18 protein-coding genes are annotated in these 21,560 nt (G+C 60.9%); 5 read left to right on the forward strand and 13 right to left on the reverse strand.

Translation table 11 applies throughout. The features are described 5' to 3' along the window. The first annotated feature begins 74 nt into the window (after nt 1-74). Together phoR and GKKCFE_RS25425 are read left to right on the forward strand one after the other, a co-directional pair. Nucleotides 75-1,361, forward strand: a complete 1,287-nt coding sequence (phoR, locus tag GKKCFE_RS25420; RefSeq protein WP_230682609.1) for a phosphate regulon sensor histidine kinase PhoR — start codon at nt 75-77, stop codon at nt 1,359-1,361. A gap of 123 nt (nt 1,362-1,484) precedes the next feature. Next, complete coding sequence (locus tag GKKCFE_RS25425) at nt 1,485-2,825, forward strand: hemolysin family protein (RefSeq protein ID WP_047226728.1); 1,341 nt, start codon at nt 1,485-1,487, stop codon at nt 2,823-2,825. 144 nt (nt 2,826-2,969) lie between these two features. Here GKKCFE_RS25425 and GKKCFE_RS25430 read toward each other — a convergent pair whose 3' ends face one another. The 8 genes from GKKCFE_RS25430 to GKKCFE_RS25465 form a co-directional block, all read right to left on the reverse strand. Then, nucleotides 2,970-3,866, reverse strand: coding sequence for a peptidoglycan DD-metalloendopeptidase family protein (locus GKKCFE_RS25430; RefSeq protein WP_047226727.1), 897 nt, complete (start codon nt 3,864-3,866; stop codon nt 2,970-2,972). Nucleotides 3,867-4,103: 237 nt separating this feature from the next. Continuing rightward, nucleotides 4,104-5,066 carry a response regulator gene (locus GKKCFE_RS25435; RefSeq protein ID WP_047226726.1) on the reverse strand — a complete coding sequence of 321 codons (963 nt, stop codon included), beginning with the start codon at nt 5,064-5,066 and terminating at the stop codon, nt 4,104-4,106. A 169-nt stretch (nt 5,067-5,235) separates the two neighbouring features. Beyond that, entirely contained in the window at nt 5,236-5,997 is a 762-nt protein-coding gene (phoU, locus tag GKKCFE_RS25440; RefSeq protein ID WP_047226725.1) for a phosphate signaling complex protein PhoU, read from the reverse strand. Between the two features lie 121 nt (nt 5,998-6,118). Beyond that, nucleotides 6,119-6,952 (reverse strand): phosphate ABC transporter ATP-binding protein PstB, encoded by an 834-nt coding sequence (gene pstB / locus GKKCFE_RS25445; RefSeq protein ID WP_047226724.1) that lies wholly within the window; start codon nt 6,950-6,952, stop codon nt 6,119-6,121. Nucleotides 6,953-7,091: 139 nt separating this feature from the next. After that, entirely contained in the window at nt 7,092-8,762 is a 1,671-nt protein-coding gene (pstA, locus tag GKKCFE_RS25450; protein WP_047226723.1) for a phosphate ABC transporter permease PstA, read from the reverse strand. Nucleotides 8,763-8,777: 15 nt separating this feature from the next. Next, nucleotides 8,778-10,811 carry an ABC transporter permease subunit gene (locus GKKCFE_RS25455; protein ID WP_173407507.1) on the reverse strand — a complete coding sequence of 678 codons (2,034 nt, stop codon included), beginning with the start codon at nt 10,809-10,811 and terminating at the stop codon, nt 8,778-8,780. 466 nt (nt 10,812-11,277) lie between these two features. Continuing rightward, entirely contained in the window at nt 11,278-12,282 is a 1,005-nt protein-coding gene (locus GKKCFE_RS25460; RefSeq protein ID WP_047226721.1) for a phosphate ABC transporter substrate-binding protein PstS family protein, read from the reverse strand. Between the two features lie 231 nt (nt 12,283-12,513). After that, a complete protein-coding gene (locus GKKCFE_RS25465; RefSeq protein ID WP_445577249.1) occupies nt 12,514-13,812 on the reverse strand; it encodes an MFS transporter in 1,299 nt (432 codons plus the stop codon). A 362-nt stretch (nt 13,813-14,174) separates the two neighbouring features. On the opposite strand from GKKCFE_RS25465, the gene GKKCFE_RS25470 reads away from it, so the two are divergent. Together GKKCFE_RS25470 and GKKCFE_RS25475 are read left to right on the forward strand one after the other, a co-directional pair. Then, the gene (locus tag GKKCFE_RS25470; RefSeq protein ID WP_003177184.1) at nt 14,175-14,579 is read left to right on the forward strand and encodes an acyl-CoA thioesterase; all 405 of its coding nucleotides are present in this window, start codon (nt 14,175-14,177) and stop codon (nt 14,577-14,579) included. Nucleotides 14,580-14,636: 57 nt separating this feature from the next. After that, nucleotides 14,637-15,536, forward strand: a complete 900-nt coding sequence (locus GKKCFE_RS25475; RefSeq protein WP_047226719.1) for a D-hexose-6-phosphate mutarotase — start codon at nt 14,637-14,639, stop codon at nt 15,534-15,536. A 135-nt stretch (nt 15,537-15,671) separates the two neighbouring features. On the opposite strand, the gene GKKCFE_RS25480 is transcribed toward GKKCFE_RS25475, so the two are convergent. From GKKCFE_RS25480 to GKKCFE_RS25500, 5 genes are all read right to left on the reverse strand, one after another. Further along, nucleotides 15,672-16,208: a DUF3299 domain-containing protein gene (locus GKKCFE_RS25480; RefSeq protein WP_076383207.1), complete on the reverse strand. Its 537-nt coding sequence runs from the start codon at nt 16,206-16,208 to the stop codon at nt 15,672-15,674. Between the two features lie 87 nt (nt 16,209-16,295). Beyond that, the gene (locus GKKCFE_RS25485; RefSeq protein ID WP_039593587.1) at nt 16,296-16,541 is read right to left on the reverse strand and encodes a GlsB/YeaQ/YmgE family stress response membrane protein; all 246 of its coding nucleotides are present in this window, start codon (nt 16,539-16,541) and stop codon (nt 16,296-16,298) included. 103 nt (nt 16,542-16,644) lie between these two features. Continuing rightward, a complete protein-coding gene (locus tag GKKCFE_RS25490) occupies nt 16,645-17,730 on the reverse strand; it encodes a 5-(carboxyamino)imidazole ribonucleotide synthase (protein WP_047226717.1) in 1,086 nt (361 codons plus the stop codon). A gap of 12 nt (nt 17,731-17,742) precedes the next feature. Beyond that, complete coding sequence (gene purE, locus GKKCFE_RS25495; RefSeq protein WP_003196369.1) at nt 17,743-18,234, reverse strand: 5-(carboxyamino)imidazole ribonucleotide mutase; 492 nt, start codon at nt 18,232-18,234, stop codon at nt 17,743-17,745. A 335-nt stretch (nt 18,235-18,569) separates the two neighbouring features. After that, nucleotides 18,570-19,487, reverse strand: a complete 918-nt coding sequence (locus GKKCFE_RS25500) for a LysR substrate-binding domain-containing protein (protein WP_047226716.1) — start codon at nt 19,485-19,487, stop codon at nt 18,570-18,572. Nucleotides 19,488-19,668: 181 nt separating this feature from the next. Here GKKCFE_RS25500 and aspA point away from each other — a divergent pair, with 181 nt between their 5' ends. Next, complete coding sequence (aspA, locus tag GKKCFE_RS25505; RefSeq protein ID WP_025216214.1) at nt 19,669-21,093, forward strand: aspartate ammonia-lyase; 1,425 nt, start codon at nt 19,669-19,671, stop codon at nt 21,091-21,093. Nucleotides 21,094-21,560 lie beyond the last annotated feature (467 nt).

Below are 21,560 nucleotides of genomic sequence, written 5' to 3' on the forward strand. Positions count from 1 at the left end.
CCTTACCGCCCGACAAGCTGACAAGGACGCGCGTTCAATTGAATCAAAACTGGCATGGCACCCTGATTCGCCACATGTTGTTGCTAGTGACCGGCTGTCTGGTCGTGGGCCTGATCACCGGCTTCTACGGCTGGAGTCTGGCTGCGGGCCTGGCGCTGTACCTGGCCTGGACGCTCAAGCAACTGCTGCGCATGCATGAGTGGCTGCGCCTGCATAAACCCGACGAGGCCCCGCCCGACGGCTATGGCCTGTGGGGTGAGGTATTCGACAGCATCTATCACCTGCAACGGCGTGACCAGCGCGTGCGTGGCCGCCTGCAAGCGGTGATCGACCGGGTCCAGGAGTCCACTGCGGCGCTCAAGGACGCGGTGATCATGCTCGACAGCGATGGCAACCTGGAATGGTGGAACCGCGCCGCCGAAACCCTGCTGGGCCTCAAGACCCCTCAAGACAGCGGCCAGCCGGTGACCAACCTGGTGCGCCACCCTCGCTTCAAGGAATACTTCGAACAGGAAAACTACGCCGAGCCGCTGGAGATTCCTTCGCCCACCAATGACCGGGTGCGCATTCAGCTGTACCTCACGCGCTACGGAAACAACGAGCACTTGATGCTGGTGCGTGACGTGACGCGCATCCATCAGTTGGAACAGATGCGCAAAGACTTCGTCGCCAATGTCTCCCATGAGTTGCGCACGCCGTTGACCGTGATCTGCGGGTATCTGGAAACCCTGCTGGACAATGTCGAGGAAGTGAACCCACGCTGGAGCCGCGCGTTGCAGCAGATGCACCAGCAAAGCGGGCGTATGCAGACCCTGCTCAATGACCTGCTGCTGCTGGCCAAACTTGAAGCCACCGATTACCCCTCGGACAACCAGCCGGTGCCTGTCGACGACTTGCTGCAAATCATTGTTGAGGATGCCCAGGAACTCTCCGGGCCCAAGCAGCAGACCATCACCCTTGAAGCCGACCCGAACGTGCAGCTCAAGGGCAGCGAGGCCGAACTGCGCAGTGCCTTCTCCAATCTGGTGTTCAATGCCGTCAAATACACGCCGGAACAAGGCCGGATTCACGTTCGCTGGTGGGGCGACGGCCAAGGCGCACACCTGAGCGTGCAGGATTCGGGCATCGGCATCGACAGCAAACACCTGCCGCGCCTGACCGAACGTTTCTACCGCGTCGATTCCAGCCGCAACTCCAATACCGGCGGCACCGGGCTGGGCCTGGCGATCGTCAAGCACGTGTTACTGCGGCATCGCGGGCGCATGGAAATCAGCAGCGTGCCCGGCCACGGCAGTACGTTTACCTGCCATTTTGCCCCGGCACAGACGGTTCGCGCGCGCCTCACCCGCGCCGCCGATTGAGACCGGCCAGCACTCGCCACTAGGCAACGGCCCAGTCAGCCGCTACATTGGCTGACTTGTGCCTGCCTTTTCAGGCACTCATTTCCAATCCTTTCGAATATACGGAACCCGCAAAACTCCATCATGGACCCTTCCCCTGGCTTGTCCCTGGCAACACTCTTCGCCGAATTCGGCATGATTCTTTTTGCTCTGATCCTGGTTCTGCTCAACGGCTTTTTCGTTGCGGCCGAATTTGCCATGGTCAAACTGCGCTCGACCCGGGTCGAGGCCATCGCTGAGAAAAACGGCTGGCGCGGGCATATCCTGCGTACCGTTCACAGCCAGCTCGATGCTTACCTGTCGGCCTGTCAACTGGGTATCACCCTGGCCTCCCTGGGCCTGGGCTGGGTCGGTGAGCCGGCGTTCGCCCACGTTCTGGAGCCGCTGCTGGGCGCGGTCGGCGTTGAGTCGCCGGAAGTGATCAAGGGCGTGTCGTTCTTCACCGCGTTCTTCATCATTTCGTACCTGCACATCGTGGTCGGTGAGCTGGCGCCCAAATCCTGGGCGATCCGCAAGCCCGAGCTGCTGTCGCTGTGGACCGCCGTGCCGCTGTACCTGTTCTACTGGGCCATGTACCCGGCGATCTACCTGCTCAATGCCAGCGCCAACGCCATCCTGCGTATCGCCGGCCAAGGCGAACCCGGCCCGCATCACGAGCACCATTACAGCCGTGAAGAACTGAAACTGATCCTGCACTCCAGCCGTGGCCAGGACCCAAGCGACCAGGGCATGCGTGTGCTGGCCTCGGCCGTGGAAATGGGCGAGCTGGAAGTGGTGGACTGGGCCAACTCCCGGGAAGACCTGGTGACGCTGGAGTTCAATGCGCCGCTCAAGGAGATCCTGGCGATGTTCCGTCGCCACAAGTTCAGCCGCTATCCGGTGTACGACAGCGATCGCCAGGAGTTCGTCGGCCTGCTGCACATCAAGGACCTGCTGCTGGAACTGGCGGCCCTGGATCACATTCCCGAGTCGTTCAACCTGGCCGAACTCACCCGCCCACTGGAGCGCGTGTCGCGGCACATGCCGCTCTCGCAGCTGCTGGAGCAGTTCCGCAAGGGCGGCTCGCACTTCGCCCTGGTTGAAGAAGCCGACGGCAACATCATCGGTTATTTGACCATGGAAGACGTGCTCGAAGTGCTGGTGGGCGACATCCAGGACGAACACCGCAAGGCCGAGCGCGGCATCCTGGCCTATCAGCCGGGCAAGCTGCTGGTGCGCGGTGACACGCCGTTGTTCAAGGTCGAGCGCCTGCTGGGCATCGACCTGGACCACATCGAGGCCGAGACCCTCGCCGGGCTGGTCTATGAAACCCTCAAGCGCGTGCCGGAAGAGGAAGAAGTGCTGGAAGTCGAAGGCCTGCGGATCATCATCAAGAAGATGAAAGGACCGAAGATTATTCTGGCGAAGGTGTTGATGCTCGGTTGAGCCCCACCTTTCTACAAGGCATGCGCAATCTCTGTGGCGAGGGAGCTTGCTCCCGCTCGGCTGCGAAGCAGTCGTCGCTTTTGGGGCCGCTTCGCGACCCAGCGGGAGCAAGCTCCCTCGCCACAGTAGATCGGCGCCAGCCGCTTACTGCTTGCCCAACGCAAAGTTGGGCAAGTCGCCCACCGGTTGATTGAACTGGTAGGGAATCGACACCAGCCCCAACCCGGTATTGCGCTGCACCACGAAATGCAGGTGCGGACCTGAACTGTTGCCGGTATTGCCCGACAGCGCCAGCGGCGTTCCCACCATCACCCGTTGCCCTTCCCGCACGCTCACCGAGCCTTTTTGCAGGTGCAGGTACACGCCCATGGTCCCGTCATCGTGCAGCACCCGCACGAAGTTGCCCGACGGGTCGGTGCCACGGCCGGTCTGGTGATTTTCCGTCTTGACCACCACGCCGCCGCGCGCCGCGATGATCGGCGTGCCCTCGGGCATGGCGATGTCCATGGCATAACGGTTTTTGGGGCCATAGTGGCTGTATTGACCGTTGGCCCCCTGGCTCAGCCGAAACGGACCGCCACGCCACGGCAGCGGGTATCGATAGGCCTGCGCCGTGCCTGCAGGGTCGCCCAGGGAGTATTCGAACCGTGGGGTGTACACCAAAGGCTTTCCGGGGCGCGTGGCCGTGAGCAGCGCCAGACGCAGGTTACTGCGCGCCGGCAGCACCCGCCGGATCGGCCGGCTCGGCGCCCCACTGACGTTGCGTAGCCCGGCAAAACTCAATTCGATCTCCACCGGCGCGTACAAGTCGTTGCGCACGAACACCGCGTCCGCGCCCTTCTGTTTCTTGATATCGAGAAACACCTGGCGCTCGAGACGTTCGACCATGCGATCACGGAACACGAACACCTGCGCGCCCTTGCTGGGGCGATCGCTGTAGGACACCACGCCATTGGCATCGGTGGATTTGTAGATCGTCATGGCCACGGCCGAGGTGGAGGCCAGGACAAGACCACAGGCAAACAGCAGGGGCAAAAACATGGGCAAAAATTCTGTCGAAATGAAGGCCTGTACAGCAGCCTAGCAGCTGGATGGACCAGCGTAGTCGACGGATGTTTCAAAATGGGTTGGCCGATAGGGCGCTATTGTCGCTGGTGACCCCATCGCGAGCAGGCTCGCTCCCACACTGGATCTGCTGTGGACACAAATTTTGTGAACAACAGAGATCACTGTGGGAGCGAGCCTGCTCGCGATGACTGACTGAAGGACGCCGCCGAATCAGGCGCCAGGTACGAAATGCTTCTGCGCTGTACCGCGGGCAATCAGGCGGGAGATGTAGTCGAGCTTCTGTGGGTCTTTATCGACAAAACGGAAGGTCAGTTGCAGCCATTCGCTGTCGGGGGTCTGCTCGTGAGCAACGATGGCGTGCAAGTAACCGTTGAGGCGAGCAGTTTCGGCGTTGTCGCCCTGCTCCATGTCCAGCACGGCGCTTTCCAGCACCTGTGGCAGGGTGTCGGTGCGTTTGACCAGCAGCAGCGCTTCCTTGAGGCTCAGGGCCTTGATCACGCATTGCTGGGTGCCGCTGGAGAGGCGCAACTGGCCCTGACCACGGTTGGCGCCAGCCGGGGCGGTGGAGGCTGAAGGCGCCTTGACCGGCGGGCTGTTGAGCATGCCGCGGGCTGGAGCAGCAACAGCGGCGGGCGCGGCAGCTGCAACGACAGCAGGCTTGGCAAATGGATTGACCGCCGGAGCCGCCGCCGCAACCGGAGCCGCCTTGCCGCCGGTAAGCGCGCTGAGCGAATCATTGCCGAACGCCGAGTTCATCTTGGTCGGAGCGCTGTTCATCAGGGTGTCGAGCTTGCCAACCTTGTGCAGGGCCTGCTTGACCTTGGTCAGCAGTTGCTCGTTGGTGAACGGCTTGCTGACGTAGCCGGAAACGCCGGCCTGGATCGCCTGGACCACGTTTTCCTTGTCGCCGCGGCTGGTGACCATCACAAACGGCATGCCCTTGAGATTGTCCTGCTGGCGGCACCAGGTCAGCAGCTCCAGGCCCGACATTTCCGGCATTTCCCAATCGCACAGCACCAGGTCGAACGCCTCACGGGCCAGCAGGGATTGGGCTTTCTTACCGTTCACCGCATCTTCGATGCGGATGCCCGGGAAGTAGTTGCGCAGGCACTTCTTCACCAGGTCACGAATGAACGAAGCGTCGTCCACGACCAACACACTGACCTTACTCATCCAGATACACCTCTAAAAAATCCCGGCAAGCATACCGCTTTTACTGATGGCATATTGCCAAAAAACCTTCAGTCACGCCGGGACTCTTCGTTCGCGGGGTGCTGCTTTCGATTAAAAAAGCCGCAAAAAAAAGCCCGACCAGAAGGCCGGGCGCTTTTCTTGGGCAATCTTACTTATCGTCAGTTTCGCCCGGAACATTAGCGGTTTCGGACGAGGTGCCCTCCACTTCGGCCTTCATGCGCTTGAGCCCCAAGTGACGCACGTCGGTGCCGCGCACCAGGTAGATCACAAGTTCCGAGATGTTGCGCGCATGATCGCCGATACGTTCCAAAGAACGCAGCACCCAGATGATGCTCAGCACCCGGGAGATGGAGCGCGGGTCTTCCATCATGTAGGTCGCCAGCTCACGCAGCGCGGTCTTGTATTCGCGGTCGATGATCTTGTCGTACTGGGCCACCGACAGTGCCAGGTCGGCGTCGAAACGGGCGAAGGCATCCAGTGCGTCGCGCACCATGTTGCGCACCTGGTCGCCAATGTGACGAACTTCGACGTAACCGCGCGGCGCCTCGCCTTCTTCGCACAGCTGAATGGCGCGACGGGCGATCTTGGTGCTTTCGTCGCCGATTCGTTCCAGATCGATCACCGACTTGGAGATGCTGATGATCAGGCGAAGGTCGGAAGCGGCCGGTTGACGACGGGCCAGGATGCGCAGGCACTCTTCGTCGATGTTGCGCTCCATCTGGTTGATCTGGTCGTCGATCTCGCGCACTTGCTGGGCCAGGCCGGAGTCGGCCTCGATCAGCGCGGTCACCGCGTCGTTGACCTGCTTTTCCACCAGCCCGCCCATGGCCAGCAGGTGACTGCGCACCTCCTCGAGCTCGGCATTGAACTGTGCGGAAATGTGGTGAGTAAGGCCTTCCTTCGAAATCATCTTGTGCGCTCCGCGAAAGTTGCAAGCTTCAAGCTGCAAGCTTCAAGCAGTTGAATGTTGATCCTGATACCGCACCGCTTCTGTATCGCCGCGTCAAACGTGCGGCTTGCAGCGGCCTCGACTAGCCATAACGACCGGTGATGTAGTCTTCGGTCTGCTTCTTGGCCGGGTTGGTAAACAGGGTGTCGGTGTCGCCGAATTCCACCAGTTTGCCCATGTACATGAAGGCGGTGTAGTCGGAAACCCGCGCCGCCTGTTGCATGTTGTGGGTCACGATGACGATGGTGAATTTGGATTTGAGCTCGTAGATCAGCTCTTCGACTTTCAGGGTCGAGATCGGGTCCAGGGCCGAGCAAGGTTCGTCGAGCAACAAGACTTCCGGCTCAACGGCGATGGTACGGGCAATCACCAGACGTTGCTGTTGACCACCGGACAGGCCCAGTGCCGATTCGTGCAGACGATCCTTGACCTCGTCCCACAGCGCCGCGCCCTTGAGCGCCCATTCCACGGCTTCGTCAAGAATGCGCTTTTTGTTGATGCCCTGGATGCGCAGGCCGTAGACCACGTTCTCGTAGATGGTTTTGGGGAACGGGTTAGGCTTCTGGAACACCATGCCCACACGACGACGCAGCTCGGCCACATCTTCGCCCTTGCGGTAGATGTCGTTGCCGTAGAGGTTGATTTCGCCCTCGACGCGGCAGCCGTCCACCAGATCGTTCATACGGTTGAAGGTGCGCAGCAAGGTCGACTTGCCGCAGCCCGACGGACCGATGAACGCGGTGACGCGCTGTTTCGGAATGTTCAGGCTGACGTCGTACAGCGCCTGCTTCTGGCCGTAAAACAGGTTCAGGCCGGGCACTTCGATGGCGACGGTTTCCTGAGCCAGGTCCAGGCTCTGCTTGTCGCGGCCCAGGGCCGACATGTTGATGCCGCGTGCTTGTGTCTCGTGTTGCATGGGAGGCTCCCTGTGCTAACAAATTCGGTTCGGTTGTCTGGGAGCGAGCCTGCTCGCGATTCAGGCAACTCGGTTTGGCTTTAAAACCGAGGTGATGCCATCGCGAGCAGGCTCGCTCCCACAAAAGATCAGTGTGAAATCAGCTATCGAGTGCTTTGTACTTCTCGCGCAGGTGGTTACGGATCCACACCGCCGACAGGTTGAGCGTGGCAATCACCAGCACCAGCAACAGCGCCGTGGCGTATACCAGCGGTCGCGCCGCTTCGACGTTCGGGCTCTGGAAGCCTACGTCATAGATGTGAAAGCCCAGGTGCATGATCTTCTGGTCCAGGTGCAGGTACGGGTAGTTGCCGTCCAGCGGCAGCGACGGGGCCAGTTTCACCACGCCTACCAGCATCAATGGCGCCACTTCACCCGCGGCGCGAGCCACCGCGAGGATCATGCCGGTCATCATCGCCGGGCTCGCCATGGGCAGCACGATTTTCCACAGTGTCTCAGCCTTGGTCGCGCCCAGGGCCAGGGAGCCTTCGCGCACAGTACGCGGGATACGCGCCAGGCCTTCTTCAGTGGCGACGATCACCACCGGCACCGCCAGCAGCGCCAGGGTCAGGGACGCCCAGAGCAGGCCCGGGGTACCGAATGTCGGTGCCGGCAGGGCTTCGGGGAAGAACAACCGGTCAACCGAACCACCTAACACATAAACGAAGAAGCCCAGGCCGAACACACCGTAGACGATGGCCGGTACGCCCGCCAGGTTGTTCACCGCGATGCGGATCAGGCGGGTCATCGGTCCCTGGCGAGCGTATTCGCGCAGGTACACCGCTGCCAGCACACCGAATGGCGTCACCACCATTGCCATGATCAGGGTCATCATGACGGTGCCGAAAATCGCCGGGAAGATCCCGCCTTCGGTGTTGGCTTCACGAGGATCGTCGCTGAGGAATTCCCAGACCTTGCTGAAATAGAAACCGATCTTGGTGAAAGTCCCCATGCCGTTCGGCTGGTAGGCATGCACCACTTTGCCGATCTCGATTTCCAGTTCTTTGCCATTGGCATCGCGGGCGGTCAGGCTGTCGCGGTTGAACTGCGAATGCAGGTCGCCCAGACGCGCTTCGATGTCTTTGTAGCGGGCATCGAGCTCGGCGCGGTCAGCGTCCAGGTCCGCTTGTGCAGCAGCGTCCAGCTTGCCTTCCAGCTCCAGCTTGCGGCCTTTGAGACGAATGCGCTCAAGCCCTGCGTTGATTGCGCCGATGTCGGATTTTTCCAGGGTCTTGAGCTCAGCCGCGAGTTTGTTGACCCGGGCCACGCGAGCTTGCAGTTCCGGCCAGGCCGCTTCGCCTTCGGCGATGACCTTGCCGTTCTCTTTGACGTTGACCAGGTAGCCGTAGAAATTACCCCACTCACGACGCTCGATGGCCATCAGCTCCGGCGGCGTGGTCTGGTTGGTCAGCCAGTCACCGACGATCCAGGTGAAATCCGTTCCGTTGAGGTCCCGGTTGCCGACCTTGATCAACTCGCGGGTCATGAACTCGGGGCCTTCGTCCGGCACCGGCAGGCCAGCGCTTTTCAGACGCTCGCGGGGCACTGATTCCTTCTGCACCACTTCGCCTACAACCAGATGCGCGGGCATGCCCGGCACGTTGTAGCTGGCGTGGATCAGGTCCGCCGGCCAGAAATGGCCCAGACCGCGCACGGCAATCACTGCCAGCAGGCCAATGGTCATGATGACCGCGATGGACACCGCGCCACCGCTGATCCAGACGCCGGGGGCGCCGCTCTTGAACCATCCTTTCAGGGAGTTCTGTTTCACAGACTTCTACCTTTCTTAAAGCGACGAATATTTCTTGCGCAGACGCTGACGGATCAGCTCGGCGAGGGTGTTCATGATGAAGGTGAACAGCAGCAGCACCAGCGCCGACAGGAACAGCACGCGGTAATGGCTGCCGCCGACTTCCGACTCAGGCATTTCCACCGCCACGTTGGCCGCCAGGGTGCGCAGACCTTCGAACAGGTTCATTTCCATGACCGGCGTGTTACCGGTGGCCATCAGCACGATCATGGTTTCACCGACCGCACGGCCCATGCCGATCATCAGCGCCGAGAAGATGCCGGGGCTGGCGGTGAGAATCACCACGCGGGTCATGGTCTGCCACGGCGTGGCACCGAGGGCCAGCGAGCCCAGGGTCAGGCCACGCGGCACACTGAACACGGCGTCTTCAGCGATGGAGTAGATGTTCGGGATGACCGCAAAACCCATCGCCAGACCAACTACCAGGGCGTTGCGCTGGTCGTAGGTGATGCCCAGATCATGGGAGATCCACATGCGCATGTCGCCACCGAAGAACCAGGCTTCCATGTACGGGCTCATGTACAGCGAGAGCCAGCCCACAAACAGGATCACCGGGATCAGCATCGCGCTTTCCCAGCCCTCTGGCACCTTCAGGCGCACGGACTCAGGCAAGCGGCTGAAGACGAAACCGGCCACCAGGATGCCAACGGGCAACAACATCAGCAGGCTGAAGATACCTGGCAGGTGCCCTTCGACGTAGGGCGCCAGGAACAGGCCGGCGAAGAAACCGAGGATCACCGTCGGCATCGCTTCCATCAGTTCGATCACCGGCTTGACCTTGCGGCGCATGCCCGGGGCCATGAAGTACGCGGTGTAGATCGCGGCAGCAATCGCCAGCGGCGCCGCCAGCAGCATCGCGTAGAACGCCGCTTTCAGGGTGCCGAAGGTCAGCGGCGAAAGGCTCATCTTGGGTTCGAAATCGGTGTTGGCCGCGGTCGATTGCCAGACGTATTTAGGCTCGTCGTAGTTTTCGTACCAGACCTTGCCCCACAACGCGCTCCACGAGACTTCCGGGTGCGGGTTATCCAGCAGCAACGGTTGCAACTTGCCGCCTTGCTCCACGATCAGACGGTTGGCCCGAGGCGACATGCCGAACAGGCCCTGGCCGTCGACCACCTGGTCCACCAGCAAGGTGCGGTGAGCGGTACTGTGGAACACGCCGAGTTTGCCGGAAGCGTCCAAGGCCACGAAACCTTTACGCCGTTCCTCGGCGGTGATCTCAACGATCGGCGCAGTGCCCATCTGGAACGTACGAATCTGTTTCAGGCGTTGCTCACCGTCCGCATCGCGGGCCATGAACCACTGAGCCAGGCCACCTGTGGAGTCACCAATGATCAGGGAAATCCCGCCTACCAACTGGGTGCTGGCGGTGACCTGGGCGTCGCCGTTCTCAAGCAGCTTGTAGCGGCCGTTGAGGCTCTTGTCCCGCAGGCTGAACACATCGGCCTGGGCACGCCCGTTGACTACATACAGCCATTGCTGACGCGGGTCGACGAAGATGTTTTTGACCGGCTCGGTCATCTGCGGCAGCTCGATACGCGTCTGCTCGCTGGTGACTTCACCGGTCATCATGTTTTCTTCGCTGGTGATCGACAGCACCTGCAGTTGCGCGCCCGTGGAACCGGCGAGCAACAGGGTCGAATCAGTGGCGTTGAGCGATACATGCTCCAGCGGCGCGCCCTGCTCGTTGAGCACAATCGGCGTTTCGCCGTACGGGTACTCGATGGCCGGCGAAATGGTTTTCTTGCCGTCCGGATAGCTGACTTTATAGGTATGACGCACCACCAGTGCCTGGCCGTTGGACAGACCGATCACCACCAGCGGGCTGCCGGGTTGGTCTTCGCCGATGGAGGTCACGCTGGCACCCGCCGGCACCGGCAGGTCGACACGACGCAGCTCTGCCCCGGTGTCTACATCAAAGAACAGCGCCTGGCCCTTGTCGGAAATCCGCATCGCCACCTGGTTCTGCTCTTCGATGGCGATCATCAGCGGTTTGCCGGCGTCCTGCATCCAGGCAGGAGTAATCGAGTCCTTGGAGGTCAGGTCCGCGCCCTGGAACAGCGGGAGGACCACATACGCCAGGAAGAAGAAAATCAAGGTAATGGCCGCCAGCACGGCGAGCCCGCCGACCAGAACGTACCAGCGGGTCAGGCGATCCTTGAGCGCGCGGATGCGGCGCTTGCGTTGCAGTTCAGGCGTATTGAAGTCAATGCGCTTGGGAGGGGAAGTCGTAGTCATTGTGGAATTGGCCAGATCATTCATGCGCACACCCTAGCGATCCTGTATGACAGAAAGATGACAATGCAGTGACGCAACAAATCCGCCGCCCGTGAATACCGGCAGCGGACAGAAATTGGGGTGTGGGGGGCTTGCTCGGGATGGGGTCATCACATTCAAACCTCAATGTTGACTGACCTACCGCTATCGCGAGCTAGCTCGCCCCCACAAAAGCCCGGGTGTGGCCCGGGCTCAGGTATTACTTCTTGGCGACGTTGGAGCCTTCGCCTTCGGACAGACCCAGGTCAGCCAGGGCCTTGGCGGCAACCTTGGCTGGCAGTGGGATGTAGCCGTCCTTGACCACAACTTCCTGACCTTGCTTGGACAGAACCAGCTTCAGGAACTCGGCTTCCAGCGGGGCCAGAGGCTTGTTCGGAGCCTTGTTGATGTAAACGTAGAGGAAACGCGACAGTGGGTACTTGCCGTTCAGGGTGTTTTCTTCGGTGTCTTCGATGAACTCGCCACCTTCTTTCTTGGCAAGAGCAACGGTTTTCACGCTGGCGGTTTTGTAGCCGATGCCCGAGTAGCCAACGCCGTTGAGCGAGCTGCTGATGGACTGTACAACCGACGCCGAACCAGGCTGTTCATTTACGTTGGACTTGTAGTCGCCTTTGCACAGGGCTTCTTCTTTGAAGTAGCCGTAGGTGCCGGATACCGAGTTACGACCGAACAGCTGGATTGGCTTGTTGGCCAGGTCACCGGTCACGCCCAGGTCACCCCAGGTCTTGACGTCAGCCTTGGCGCCGCACAGGCGGGTCGACGAGAAAATTGCATCGACCTGAGCCATGGTCAGGCCTTTGATCGGGTTGTCCTTGTGTACGAACACAGCCAGGGCGTCCACGGCCACTGGAACAGCAGTAGGCTTGTAACCGTATTTGGTTTCGAAGGCCTGCAGCTCGTTGTCCTTCATCTTGCGGCTCATCGGGCCCAGGTTGGAGGTGCCTTCGGTCAGCGCAGGTGGCGCAGTGGAAGAACCGGCGGCCTGAATCTGGATATTTACGTTCGGGTATTCTTTCTTGTAGTTCTCGGCCCACAGGGTCATCAGGTTGGCCAGAGTATCGGAGCCGACGCTGGACAGGTTGCCCGACACACCGGTGGTCTTGGTGTAGCTCGGGATGGCTGGGTCGACAGCGGCAACCGCGTGGGCGGTCGCAACGCCAGCGGCGACAAAGGTCATTGCCGTCATCAAACGCTTCAGTTTCATGCCTTACTCCTAGCAGATAGGTGTGTTAAGTCGGCCAAGTATCGGTAAGCCGTGTGAACACTCTATGGCTGAAATATGACAATTGGATGAAAGGCCATTATTGAGATTTAAAAGACGATCGAGCAGGCCCAATCGCGAGCAGGCTCGCTCCCACAGGGGATGTGCGGTGAACACAGAATCCAATGTGGGAGCGAGCCTGCTCGCGATGAAGTCAATACAGTCAATAACTGCTTAACGACCTTCCTTCCAGAGATACGCCCCCACCGCAATCCCGATACCGCAGATAACCGCCACGTAATAGGCCGGCCCCATCGGGCTTTCCTTGAGCAGCAGGGTGACGATCATCGGAGTCAGGCCGCCGAAGATTGCATAGGCCAGGTTGTAGGAGAACGATAGGCCGCTGAAGCGCACCACGGCCGGGAACGCCTTGACCATGACATAGGGCACCGCGCCGATGGTGCCCACCAGCAGCCCGCTCAGGGCATAGAGCGGAAACAGCCAGTCGGGGTGGTTGAACAGGCTGTGATAGAAGGTCCAGGAGGTGATCAACAGCAACGCGCTGCCGAACACGAACACTCGTCCGGCACCGAAGCGGTCGGCCAGCACGCCCGAGCCGATGCAGCCAAAGCTCAGGAATACGATCGCCAGGCTGTTGGCCTGCAACGCGGTGGTCGGGCTGAAGTGATACACCGTTTGCAGCACGGTCGGGGTCATCAGGATGATCACGATGATGCCGGCCGACAGCAGCCAGGTCAGCAACATCGAAAGGGCAATGGCGCCACGATGATCACGCAGCACCGCTCGCAGCGGTACTTCCGCAGCCAGGGCCTTGCGCAGTTGCAGCTCGGCGAATATCGGGGTTTCGTGCAGCCAACGGCGCAGGTACACCGAGAACAGGCCGAACACACCCCCCATCAGGAACGGAATCCGCCAGGCGTAATCCGCGACCTCCACCGGCGAATAGATGCTGTTGATGGCCGTGGCCACCAGCGACCCCAGCAAAATCCCCACGGTCAGGCCACACGTCAGCGTGCCGCAGGCGTAGCCGATGTGGCGCGCCGGAACGTGCTCGGAAACGAACACCCAGGCCCCCGGCACCTCACCACCAATGGCCGCGCCCTGGATCACGCGCATCAGCAACAGCAGAATCGGCGCCCACATGCCGATCTGGGCATAGGTCGGCAGCAACCCCATGATGAGGGTCGGCACGGCCATCATGAAAATGCTCAAGGTGAACATTTTCTTGCGTCCCAGCAGGTCACCGAAGTGAGCCATGATGATCCCGCCCAGCGGCCGGGCCAGATAACCGGCGGCAAAAATGCCGAACGTCTGCATCAAGCGCAGCCACTCAGGCATTTCGGCGGGGAAGAACAATTTGCCAACCACGGTGGCGAAGAACACGAAAATGATGAAATCGTAGAACTCCAGCGCACCGCCCAAGGCAGAAAGCGACAGGGTCTTGTAATCGTTACGGGTCAACGGACGAGCCGATTGAACGGGTGTCGCCGTGCTCGAAGGCGCAGTGGTCATGGCAAGGGCTTCTCTTATAGTCAGTTCTGCAACCCCGGACAACGGTGGGCAGGCTCGGCACGATAGCAAATTGTTCAAAAAAGCACATAGAGGTGCGTAATTGACAGTCAAAATCGGAACCGGGTGGTCGTCTCGACGTCTATCGCTCGATATACTCGCAACCTTGCAACACTCTGTAAGGGGTTGCTGTGCGAAAACGTCGTTGGTGGCGTAGTAACCTGCCAGCCGGTTTCGCAGAGTTTCCCTTTGGCACGCCTTTACGAAAAACGTGACGAACGCATGTTCGGGCTGAATCGTTTTTTTCAAAGACGGCTATTCACCTGATACATAAGACAGAGTTACGGGTCAGAGGCACCCCCGGCATGATAGAGCTCGAACAGGAAGATCCAATCCCGCAAGGCGACCTGGCCCTGCAAATCACCGCGCTTCCCCGCGAAACCAACGGCTTTGGCGATATTTTCGGCGGCTGGCTGGTTTCCCAGATGGACTTGGCCGGCACGGCCATGGCCAGCAAAGTGGCCGGTGGACGCGTGGCCACCGTGGCGATCGATCGCATGGCGTTTCTGGTGCCGGTGGCCGTGGGTGCCCAGCTGTCTTTTTATACCCAGGCGCTGGAGATCGGCCGCAGTTCGATCCAGATGATGGTCGAGGTCTGGAGTGACGATCCGCTGTCCAGCGAATGGCGCAAGGTCACCGAGGCGGTGTTTGTGTTCGTCGCCATCGATGGCAGTGGCCGTACCCGCTCGGTTCCGCCGCGCGCCCGTTAAACACGGGGGCCGTTTTGCGGTCCATTGCAGTTCATGTTCCTGAGCGAGACTTGCAGTATGCCTACGCCCCATGTCGAAGCCGTCAAACTGGATGAACTGAACGGCTGGCGCATCCGCCACGGTCAGGCCGAGTTGCTGGTGGCCCAGCAAGGCGCGCACATCCTCAGCTATCAGGTCGACGGCCAGCCGCCGCTGATCTGGCTCAACGACCAGGCAACGTTCAAGGCGGGCAAGAGCATCCGTGCCGGGGTGCCGGTGTGCTGGCCGTGGTTCGGCAACCTGACGCGCAACCCCGACAGCGTGCAGGCCATGCGCGTGAGCAACGATCCGGCCACCGCTCACGGCCTGGTGCGGGCCATGGATTGGGAGCTCAAGGGCATCGAAGCCCAGGGCGAGAGCCTGAAAGTGGAATTCGTGCTGCCCTACCCCGAAAACGGCCTCTCGGGCTGGCCCCATCAGGTGGACCTGACGCTGACTATCGTGATGGACGAGCAGTTGCACATCCACCTCACCAGCCATAACCGCGGCAGCGAAACCGTCAGTCTGAGCCAGGCGCTGCACAGTTACTTCGCTGTCAGTGACGTGCGCAACGTGCATGTCGAAGGCGTGGATGGCTTGCGTTATATCGAAACACTGGACGACTGGAATACCGTGACCCAGGCCGGCGATCTGCACTTTGCCGGCGAGACTGATCGCATCTATCTCGATACCCCAGCGAAGCTGAGCATCGTTGACCCGCACTGGGAACGACGCATCGAACTGACCAGCAGCGGTTCACGCTCGGCGGTGATCTGGAACCCCTGGACCGAACGCGCCAAGGCCTTCAGCGACATGGCCGACGATGGCTGGCAGCGCATGCTGTGTATCGAGACGGCGAACGTGATGGACGATGTGGTAACGCTGTTGCCGCAGGCCAGTCATACCCTCGGGGTGAGCATCGGTAGCAAGCCGCTCTAAGCCACACCACAAAAACCATTGTGGGAGCGAGCCTGCTCTCGATAGCGGACTGACCGTCAATATCGTTGAGACTGACCCACCGCTTCGCGAGCAGGCTCGCTCCCACATTGGGATTTGTATCAGGCCAGCCGGCCGTTACAGATCCGCCTCCTGCACCACCCTCACCTTTTCCGCTTCCAGCGCGTACGCCGCACTGGCCAGGTCGTTGTCGACCTTTTCGATCTTCAGCGTGCCGGTCACCCAGAGCGGTGTGTAGATGTCGTCCAGCTTCAAACCCTTGGGATAGCGCACCAGTACCAGTTGATTGGGCGGAGGTGGCGGGACGTGGATGCAGGCACCGGGGTAAGGCACCAGGAAGAACAGCGTGCTGCGGCCCTTGGCGTCGGACTCCAGCGGCACCGGGTAGCCGCCCAGGCGGATATGCCGGTCGTTCATCGACGCCACGGTCTTGCTCGAATACATCACCGCCGGTAAGCCCTTGCTTTGTTTCAAGCCACCTTTTTCGGTGAAGGTGCCGCTGGCTTCGGGGGTGTTGTGGTCAATCTCGGGCATGGCCTCGAGGGCTTTCTGGTCCGACTTGGGCATCAGTTCGAGCCAGTCGGTTTCCGGCAGTTCGGCGGCGTGGGCCAGGCCGCTGCCCAGCAGAAGGAGGGTCAAGACTAAACGGCGCATGAATGGGCTCGGCAATAAGTAGGAAGTGCGACGCCGGGCATTCTAGCCCTCCCTGCGCGCCAACGCAGAGGGGGCTTTGTCACAGAATCAGTTTCTTTTGATCAGACCGTAGATCACCAGCAACACCACCGCGCCCACCAGGGCACCGATGAAACCGGCGCCTTCGCCAGCCTGGTAGATGCCCAGGGCCTGGCCGCCGTAAGTGGCTGCCAACGAACCGCCGATACCGAGCAGGATGGTCATGATCCAGCCCATGCTGTCATCGCCCGGTTTCAGGAAGCGCGCCAGCAGGCCCACGATCAAGCCGATAAAGATGGTTCCAATGATTCCCATGGCATTTCCCTCTGAGGTAAGTCGCTAGACCAAAGCCCGTTCGGGCTTTGGCACCTAGCCATCAGAGAAGTTAGCCGACCAATGGTTCCACCGACACTGAAGACTATTGTTCGGCGATCAGTGTCTCGACCTTGATGATCTGCTGGGCCAGCGTGGCCCGGTCAGCGCAGCGCAGGTTGGCGTGGCCGACCTTGCGCCCGGCCTTGAACGCCTTGCCATAGTGATGCAGGTGGCAATCGGCAATCGCCAGGACTTTCTCGCTGTCCGGCACCTTGCCGATGAAGTTGAGCATCGCGCTTTCGCCGACTTTGGCGGTAGAGCCCAGCGGCAGCCCGGCCACCGCCCGCAGGTGGTTTTCAAACTGGCTGCATTCGGCGCCTTCGGTGGTCCAGTGCCCGGAGTTGTGCACGCGCGGGGCGATTTCATTGGCCTTGAGGCCGCCGTCCACTTCAAAGAACTCGAACGCCATCACGCCGACATAGTCCAGTTGCTTGAGCACACGGCTGGAGTAGTCCTCGGCCAGGGCCTGCAGCGGATGATCGGTGCTGGCAACGGACAGCTTGAGAATGCCGTCCTTGTGGGTGTTGTGCACCAGCGGATAGAAACGGATTTCCCCGTCGCGAGCCCGCACGGCGATCAACGAGACTTCCCCGGTGAACGGTACAAAACCTTCCAGCAGGCAGGCCACGCTGCCCAGCTCGGCGAACGTGCCGGCCACATCCTCAGGATTGCGCAGGACTTTCTGGCCCTTGCCGTCGTAGCCCAGGGTGCGAGTCTTGAGGACCGCCGGCAGACCGATGGAAGCAACGGCGGCTTCCAGGTCGGCCTGGGACTGGATGTCGGCGAACGCGGGTGTAGGGATGCCCAGGTCCTTGAACATGTTCTTTTCGAACCAGCGGTCGCGGGCGATGCGCAAGGCTTCGGCACTCGGGTAGACCGGGACGAACTGGGACAGGAAGGCAACGGTTTCGGCCGGGACGCTCTCGAACTCGAAGGTCACCAGATCGACTTCATCGGCCAGTTGGCGCAGATGGTCCTGATCACCGTAGTCGGCCCGCAGATGTTCACCCAGCGCGCTGGCGCAGGCGTCCGGTGCCGGATCGAGGAAAGCGAAGTTCATTCCCAGCGGCGTTCCCGCCAGGGCCAACATGCGACCCAACTGGCCGCCACCGATTACACCGATCTTCATTCGTCAACCACCTCAGGCAATGCGTGGGTCTGGATTGTCCAGGACGCTGTCTGTCTGCTCAGCACGGAATTTTTTCAGCACGGTATGAAATTGTGGGTGCTTGGCGCCCAGGATGCTCGCCGACAGCAGGGCCGCGTTGATCGCACCGGCCTTGCCAATGGCCAGGGTCGCGACCGGAATGCCGGCCGGCATCTGCACGATCGACAGCAGCGAATCGACGCCCGAGAGCATCGACGACTGCACCGGCACGCCCAGCACCGGCAGGTGAGTCTTGGCCGCACACATGCCTGGCAGGTGGGCCGCGCCACCGGCACCGGCGATGATCACCTCGATGCCACGCGCCTCAGCCTCTTCGGCGTACTGGAACAGCAGGTCCGGGGTGCGGTGGGCGGAGACCACTTTCACCTCGTAAGGGATGCCGAGCTTTTCCAGCATATCGGCGGTGTGGCTAAGGGTGGACCAATCGGACTTGGAGCCCATGATCACGCCAACCAGTGCACTCATCGTCGTGCCTCTTCTCTCTGGGCGCCCGCAGGCGCGTCAAAAAACAACAAGCCACGCAGGAAACCGGCGTGGCTTGTTGTACGAATTATGGCCGATCTGGACCGGCCGAAGGCCGCGCAGTATACCTCAATGAAATAGATAAACAGCCCCTGTCGCGACCATCTGTCATTTGTGGTTAAACGGCGGTTTTATTGACTCTCAGGTCAGCGAAAAAGCACCACAATTCCCCTGTGGGAGCGAGCCTGCTCGCGATAGCGGACTGACATTTAACATCAACGTTGCCTGACACACCGCTATCGCGAGCAAGCTCGCTCCGACAGAAGATCTTCGTGGTATCAGGTGCCAGTCACGCCTTGCGCCGCGCCGCCCTCGAGCTTGCGCCACAACAAGCGCACGTTGGCCTTGCGCACCAGCGCGCAGCGGTACAGGCGGATTTCCAGGGGCACGTGCCATTGCGCGCCGCCGCAGACCACCAGTTCGCCCCGGGCCAGTTCGGCACGCACGCTCAGTTGTGGCACCCAGGCGATACCCAGGCCCTCCAGCGCCATGCTTTTGAGGCTGTCGGCCATGGCCGTTTCGTAAACCGTGGTGAAACGCAGGGCCCGCTGGCGCAGCAACTGGTTCACCGAGCGTCCGAGAAATGCACCGGCGCTGTAGGCCAGCAAGGGCACGCTGGCCTCGCCTTCAAGGTCGAACAGCGGTTTGCCCTCAGCATCGGCGGCACACACCGGCAGCATTTCGGTCTGGCCCAAGTGCAGCGAGGGGAAAATCTCCGGGTCCATTTGCATGGCCGAATCCGGGTCATAGAAGGCCAGCATCAGATCGCAACCCCCTTCACGCAACGCATGCACGGCGTCGCCGACGTTGGTCGCCACCAGCCGCGTGGCGATGTTCAAGCCTTCGTTGCGCAGTTGTGCGATCCAGCGCGGGAAGAAGCCCAGCGCCAGGGAGTGCGCGGCCGCCACTTGCATCACTTCGCCCTGCCCGCCTTCCAGATGGTGCAGATGACGCAGCACTTCACCCAGTTGCTCGACCACGGTGCGCGCCGTCACCAGGAACAACTGCCCCGCTGCTGTCAGTTCGATCGGTGTGCGAGAGCGGTTGACCAGGGTCAGCCCCAGCGCCGCCTCGAGGCTGCGGATGCGTCGGCTGAAGGCCGGTTGCGTCACGAAGCGCCGTTCGGCCGCCTGGGAAAAACTGCGAGTCGCGGCCAGGGCACTGAAGTCCTCGAGCCATTTGCTTTCTAGATTCATCACGTCCTCCCAAGGCACGCACCAAAACAGGTCACACGCTCGCCGTACCGTCGGCGTCACACCCGCATTATGCCGAATGTGCATAGGGCAGTGTTTAACAGCATTGGCCCTAATTTTTCTGAAAGCCTAGGATTCACAGCGTTCCGGCTCAGACCGGGTCCTTATCGAGATGATTTCTATCATGTCTTCCGCTGCATCATTCCGCACAGAAAAAGACCTGCTTGGCGTACTTGAAGTACCGGCGCAAGCGTATTACGGCATCCAGACCCTGCGAGCGGTGAACAACTTCCGTCTCTCCGGCGTCCCGATCTCGCATTACCCCAAGCTGGTGGTCGGTCTGGCAATGGTCAAACAGGCCGCCGCTGATGCCAACCGCGAGCTGGGCCAACTCAGCGAAGCCAAGCACGCCGCTATCAGCGAAGCCTGTGCACGACTGATCCGCGGCGATTTCCACGAAGAGTTCGTGGTGGACATGATCCAGGGCGGCGCTGGCACTTCAACCAACATGAATGCCAACGAAGTCATCGCCAACATTGCGTTGGAGGCCATGGGCCACAACAAAGGCGAATACCAGTACCTGCACCCCAACAACGACGTGAACATGGCGCAGTCCACCAACGACGCCTATCCGACCGCGATTCGCCTGGGTCTGCTGTTGGGTCACGACGCGTTGCTGGCCAGCCTCGACAGCCTGATCCAAGCCTTTGCCGCCAAGGGTGAAGAGTTCAGCCACGTCCTGAAAATGGGCCGCACCCAACTGCAGGACGCTGTGCCGATGACCCTCGGCCAGGAATTCCGCGCCTTCGCCACCACCCTGAGCGAAGACCTGGCACGCCTCAAAACCCTGGCGCCTGAACTGCTCACCGAAGTAAACCTGGGCGGCACCGCCATCGGCACGGGCATCAACGCCGATCCGCGCTATCAGGCCCTGGCCGTGCAGCGCCTGGCAACCATCAGCGGCCAGCCGCTGGTACCGGCCGCCGACCTGATCGAAGCCACGTCCGACATGGGTGCCTTCGTACTGTTCTCCGGCATGCTCAAGCGCACCGCGGTCAAGCTGTCGAAGATCTGCAACGACCTGCGCCTGCTGTCCAGCGGTCCTCGCACCGGCATCAACGAGATCAACCTGCCGGCTCGCCAGCCAGGCAGCTCGATCATGCCGGGCAAGGTCAACCCGGTGATCCCCGAAGCGGTCAACCAGGTAGCGTTCCAGATCATCGGCAACGACCTGGCCCTGACCATCGCGGCCGAAGGCGGGCAACTGCAATTGAACGTGATGGAGCCGTTGATCGCCTTCAAGATCTTCGACTCGATCCGCCTGCTGCAACGGGCCATGGACATGCTGCGCGAACACTGCATCGTCGGCATCACCGCCAACGAAGCGCGCTGCCGCGAACTGGTCGAGCACTCAATCGGCCTGGTCACCGCCCTGAACCCGTACATCGGCTATGAAAATGCCACCCGTATCGCCCGTGTTGCGCTGGAAAGCGGCCGCGGCGTACTGGAACTGGTGCGCGAAGAAGGCTTGCTCGACGACGCCATGCTCGACGACATCCTGCGCCCCGAAAACATGATTGCTCCGCGTCTCGTCCCGCTGAAGGCGTGATCGACGCAATGACTGCTCACCAGGTCGAGGGACTAGACACCTCTCACCTTTTGAGGGCTTGGGGATTTATTCCCCAAGCCCTTTTTTTTAACTGATAGCTACAAACGATTAGAGAACCTGTAGGAGCGAGCCTGCTCGCGATAAACGATGACGCGCTGCCGTTTGAAAAAACCGCGTCGCCAGCCATCGCGAGCAGGCTCGCCCCCGCAAGAACCTGACCGCGAGGCCAGGTGATTCAAAGGTCCGTTTCGTCGCACGCACCACAATCGTGCAGACGGGCGCCGCACTGGTAGGTATAGTGCCGCCCCTCTTCGCGTGAGCGGTCGTCAGAAACGAGACCCCCAACACATGCGAAAACCGAACTAATAACAAACCCGCAATATGGACCGGGACGAAACATCGCCTCACCTGTCGTGCCGCGCGCCGACCGATGTAACACGATGTTTCCAAATGGCCAGCATTTGCTT

The organism is Pseudomonas sp. E141 (assembly GCF_052659885.1).

Coding starts and splice junctions, on each gene's coding strand:
- phoR (WP_230682609.1), top strand. CDS start 75: ATGTTGTTGCTAGTGACCGGCTGTCTGGTCGTGGGCCTGATCACCGGC.
- GKKCFE_RS25425 (WP_047226728.1), top strand. CDS start 1,485: ATGGACCCTTCCCCTGGCTTGTCCCTGGCAACACTCTTCGCCGAATTC.
- GKKCFE_RS25430 (WP_047226727.1), bottom strand. CDS start 3,866: ATGTTTTTGCCCCTGCTGTTTGCCTGTGGTCTTGTCCTGGCCTCCACC.
- GKKCFE_RS25435 (WP_047226726.1), bottom strand. CDS start 5,066: ATGAGTAAGGTCAGTGTGTTGGTCGTGGACGACGCTTCGTTCATTCGT.
- phoU (WP_047226725.1), bottom strand. CDS start 5,997: ATGATTTCGAAGGAAGGCCTTACTCACCACATTTCCGCACAGTTCAAT.
- pstB (WP_047226724.1), bottom strand. CDS start 6,952: ATGCAACACGAGACACAAGCACGCGGCATCAACATGTCGGCCCTGGGC.
- GKKCFE_RS25455 (WP_173407507.1), bottom strand. CDS start 10,811: ATGCAGGACGCCGGCAAACCGCTGATGATCGCCATCGAAGAGCAGAAC.
- GKKCFE_RS25460 (WP_047226721.1), bottom strand. CDS start 12,282: ATGAAACTGAAGCGTTTGATGACGGCAATGACCTTTGTCGCCGCTGGC.
- GKKCFE_RS25465 (WP_445577249.1), bottom strand. CDS start 13,812: ATGACCACTGCGCCTTCGAGCACGGCGACACCCGTTCAATCGGCTCGT.
- GKKCFE_RS25470 (WP_003177184.1), top strand. CDS start 14,175: ATGATAGAGCTCGAACAGGAAGATCCAATCCCGCAAGGCGACCTGGCC.
- GKKCFE_RS25475 (WP_047226719.1), top strand. CDS start 14,637: ATGCCTACGCCCCATGTCGAAGCCGTCAAACTGGATGAACTGAACGGC.
- GKKCFE_RS25480 (WP_076383207.1), bottom strand. CDS start 16,208: ATGCGCCGTTTAGTCTTGACCCTCCTTCTGCTGGGCAGCGGCCTGGCC.
- GKKCFE_RS25485 (WP_039593587.1), bottom strand. CDS start 16,541: ATGGGAATCATTGGAACCATCTTTATCGGCTTGATCGTGGGCCTGCTG.
- GKKCFE_RS25490 (WP_047226717.1), bottom strand. CDS start 17,730: ATGAAGATCGGTGTAATCGGTGGCGGCCAGTTGGGTCGCATGTTGGCC.
- purE (WP_003196369.1), bottom strand. CDS start 18,234: ATGAGTGCACTGGTTGGCGTGATCATGGGCTCCAAGTCCGATTGGTCC.
- GKKCFE_RS25500 (WP_047226716.1), bottom strand. CDS start 19,487: ATGAATCTAGAAAGCAAATGGCTCGAGGACTTCAGTGCCCTGGCCGCG.
- aspA (WP_025216214.1), top strand. CDS start 19,669: ATGTCTTCCGCTGCATCATTCCGCACAGAAAAAGACCTGCTTGGCGTA.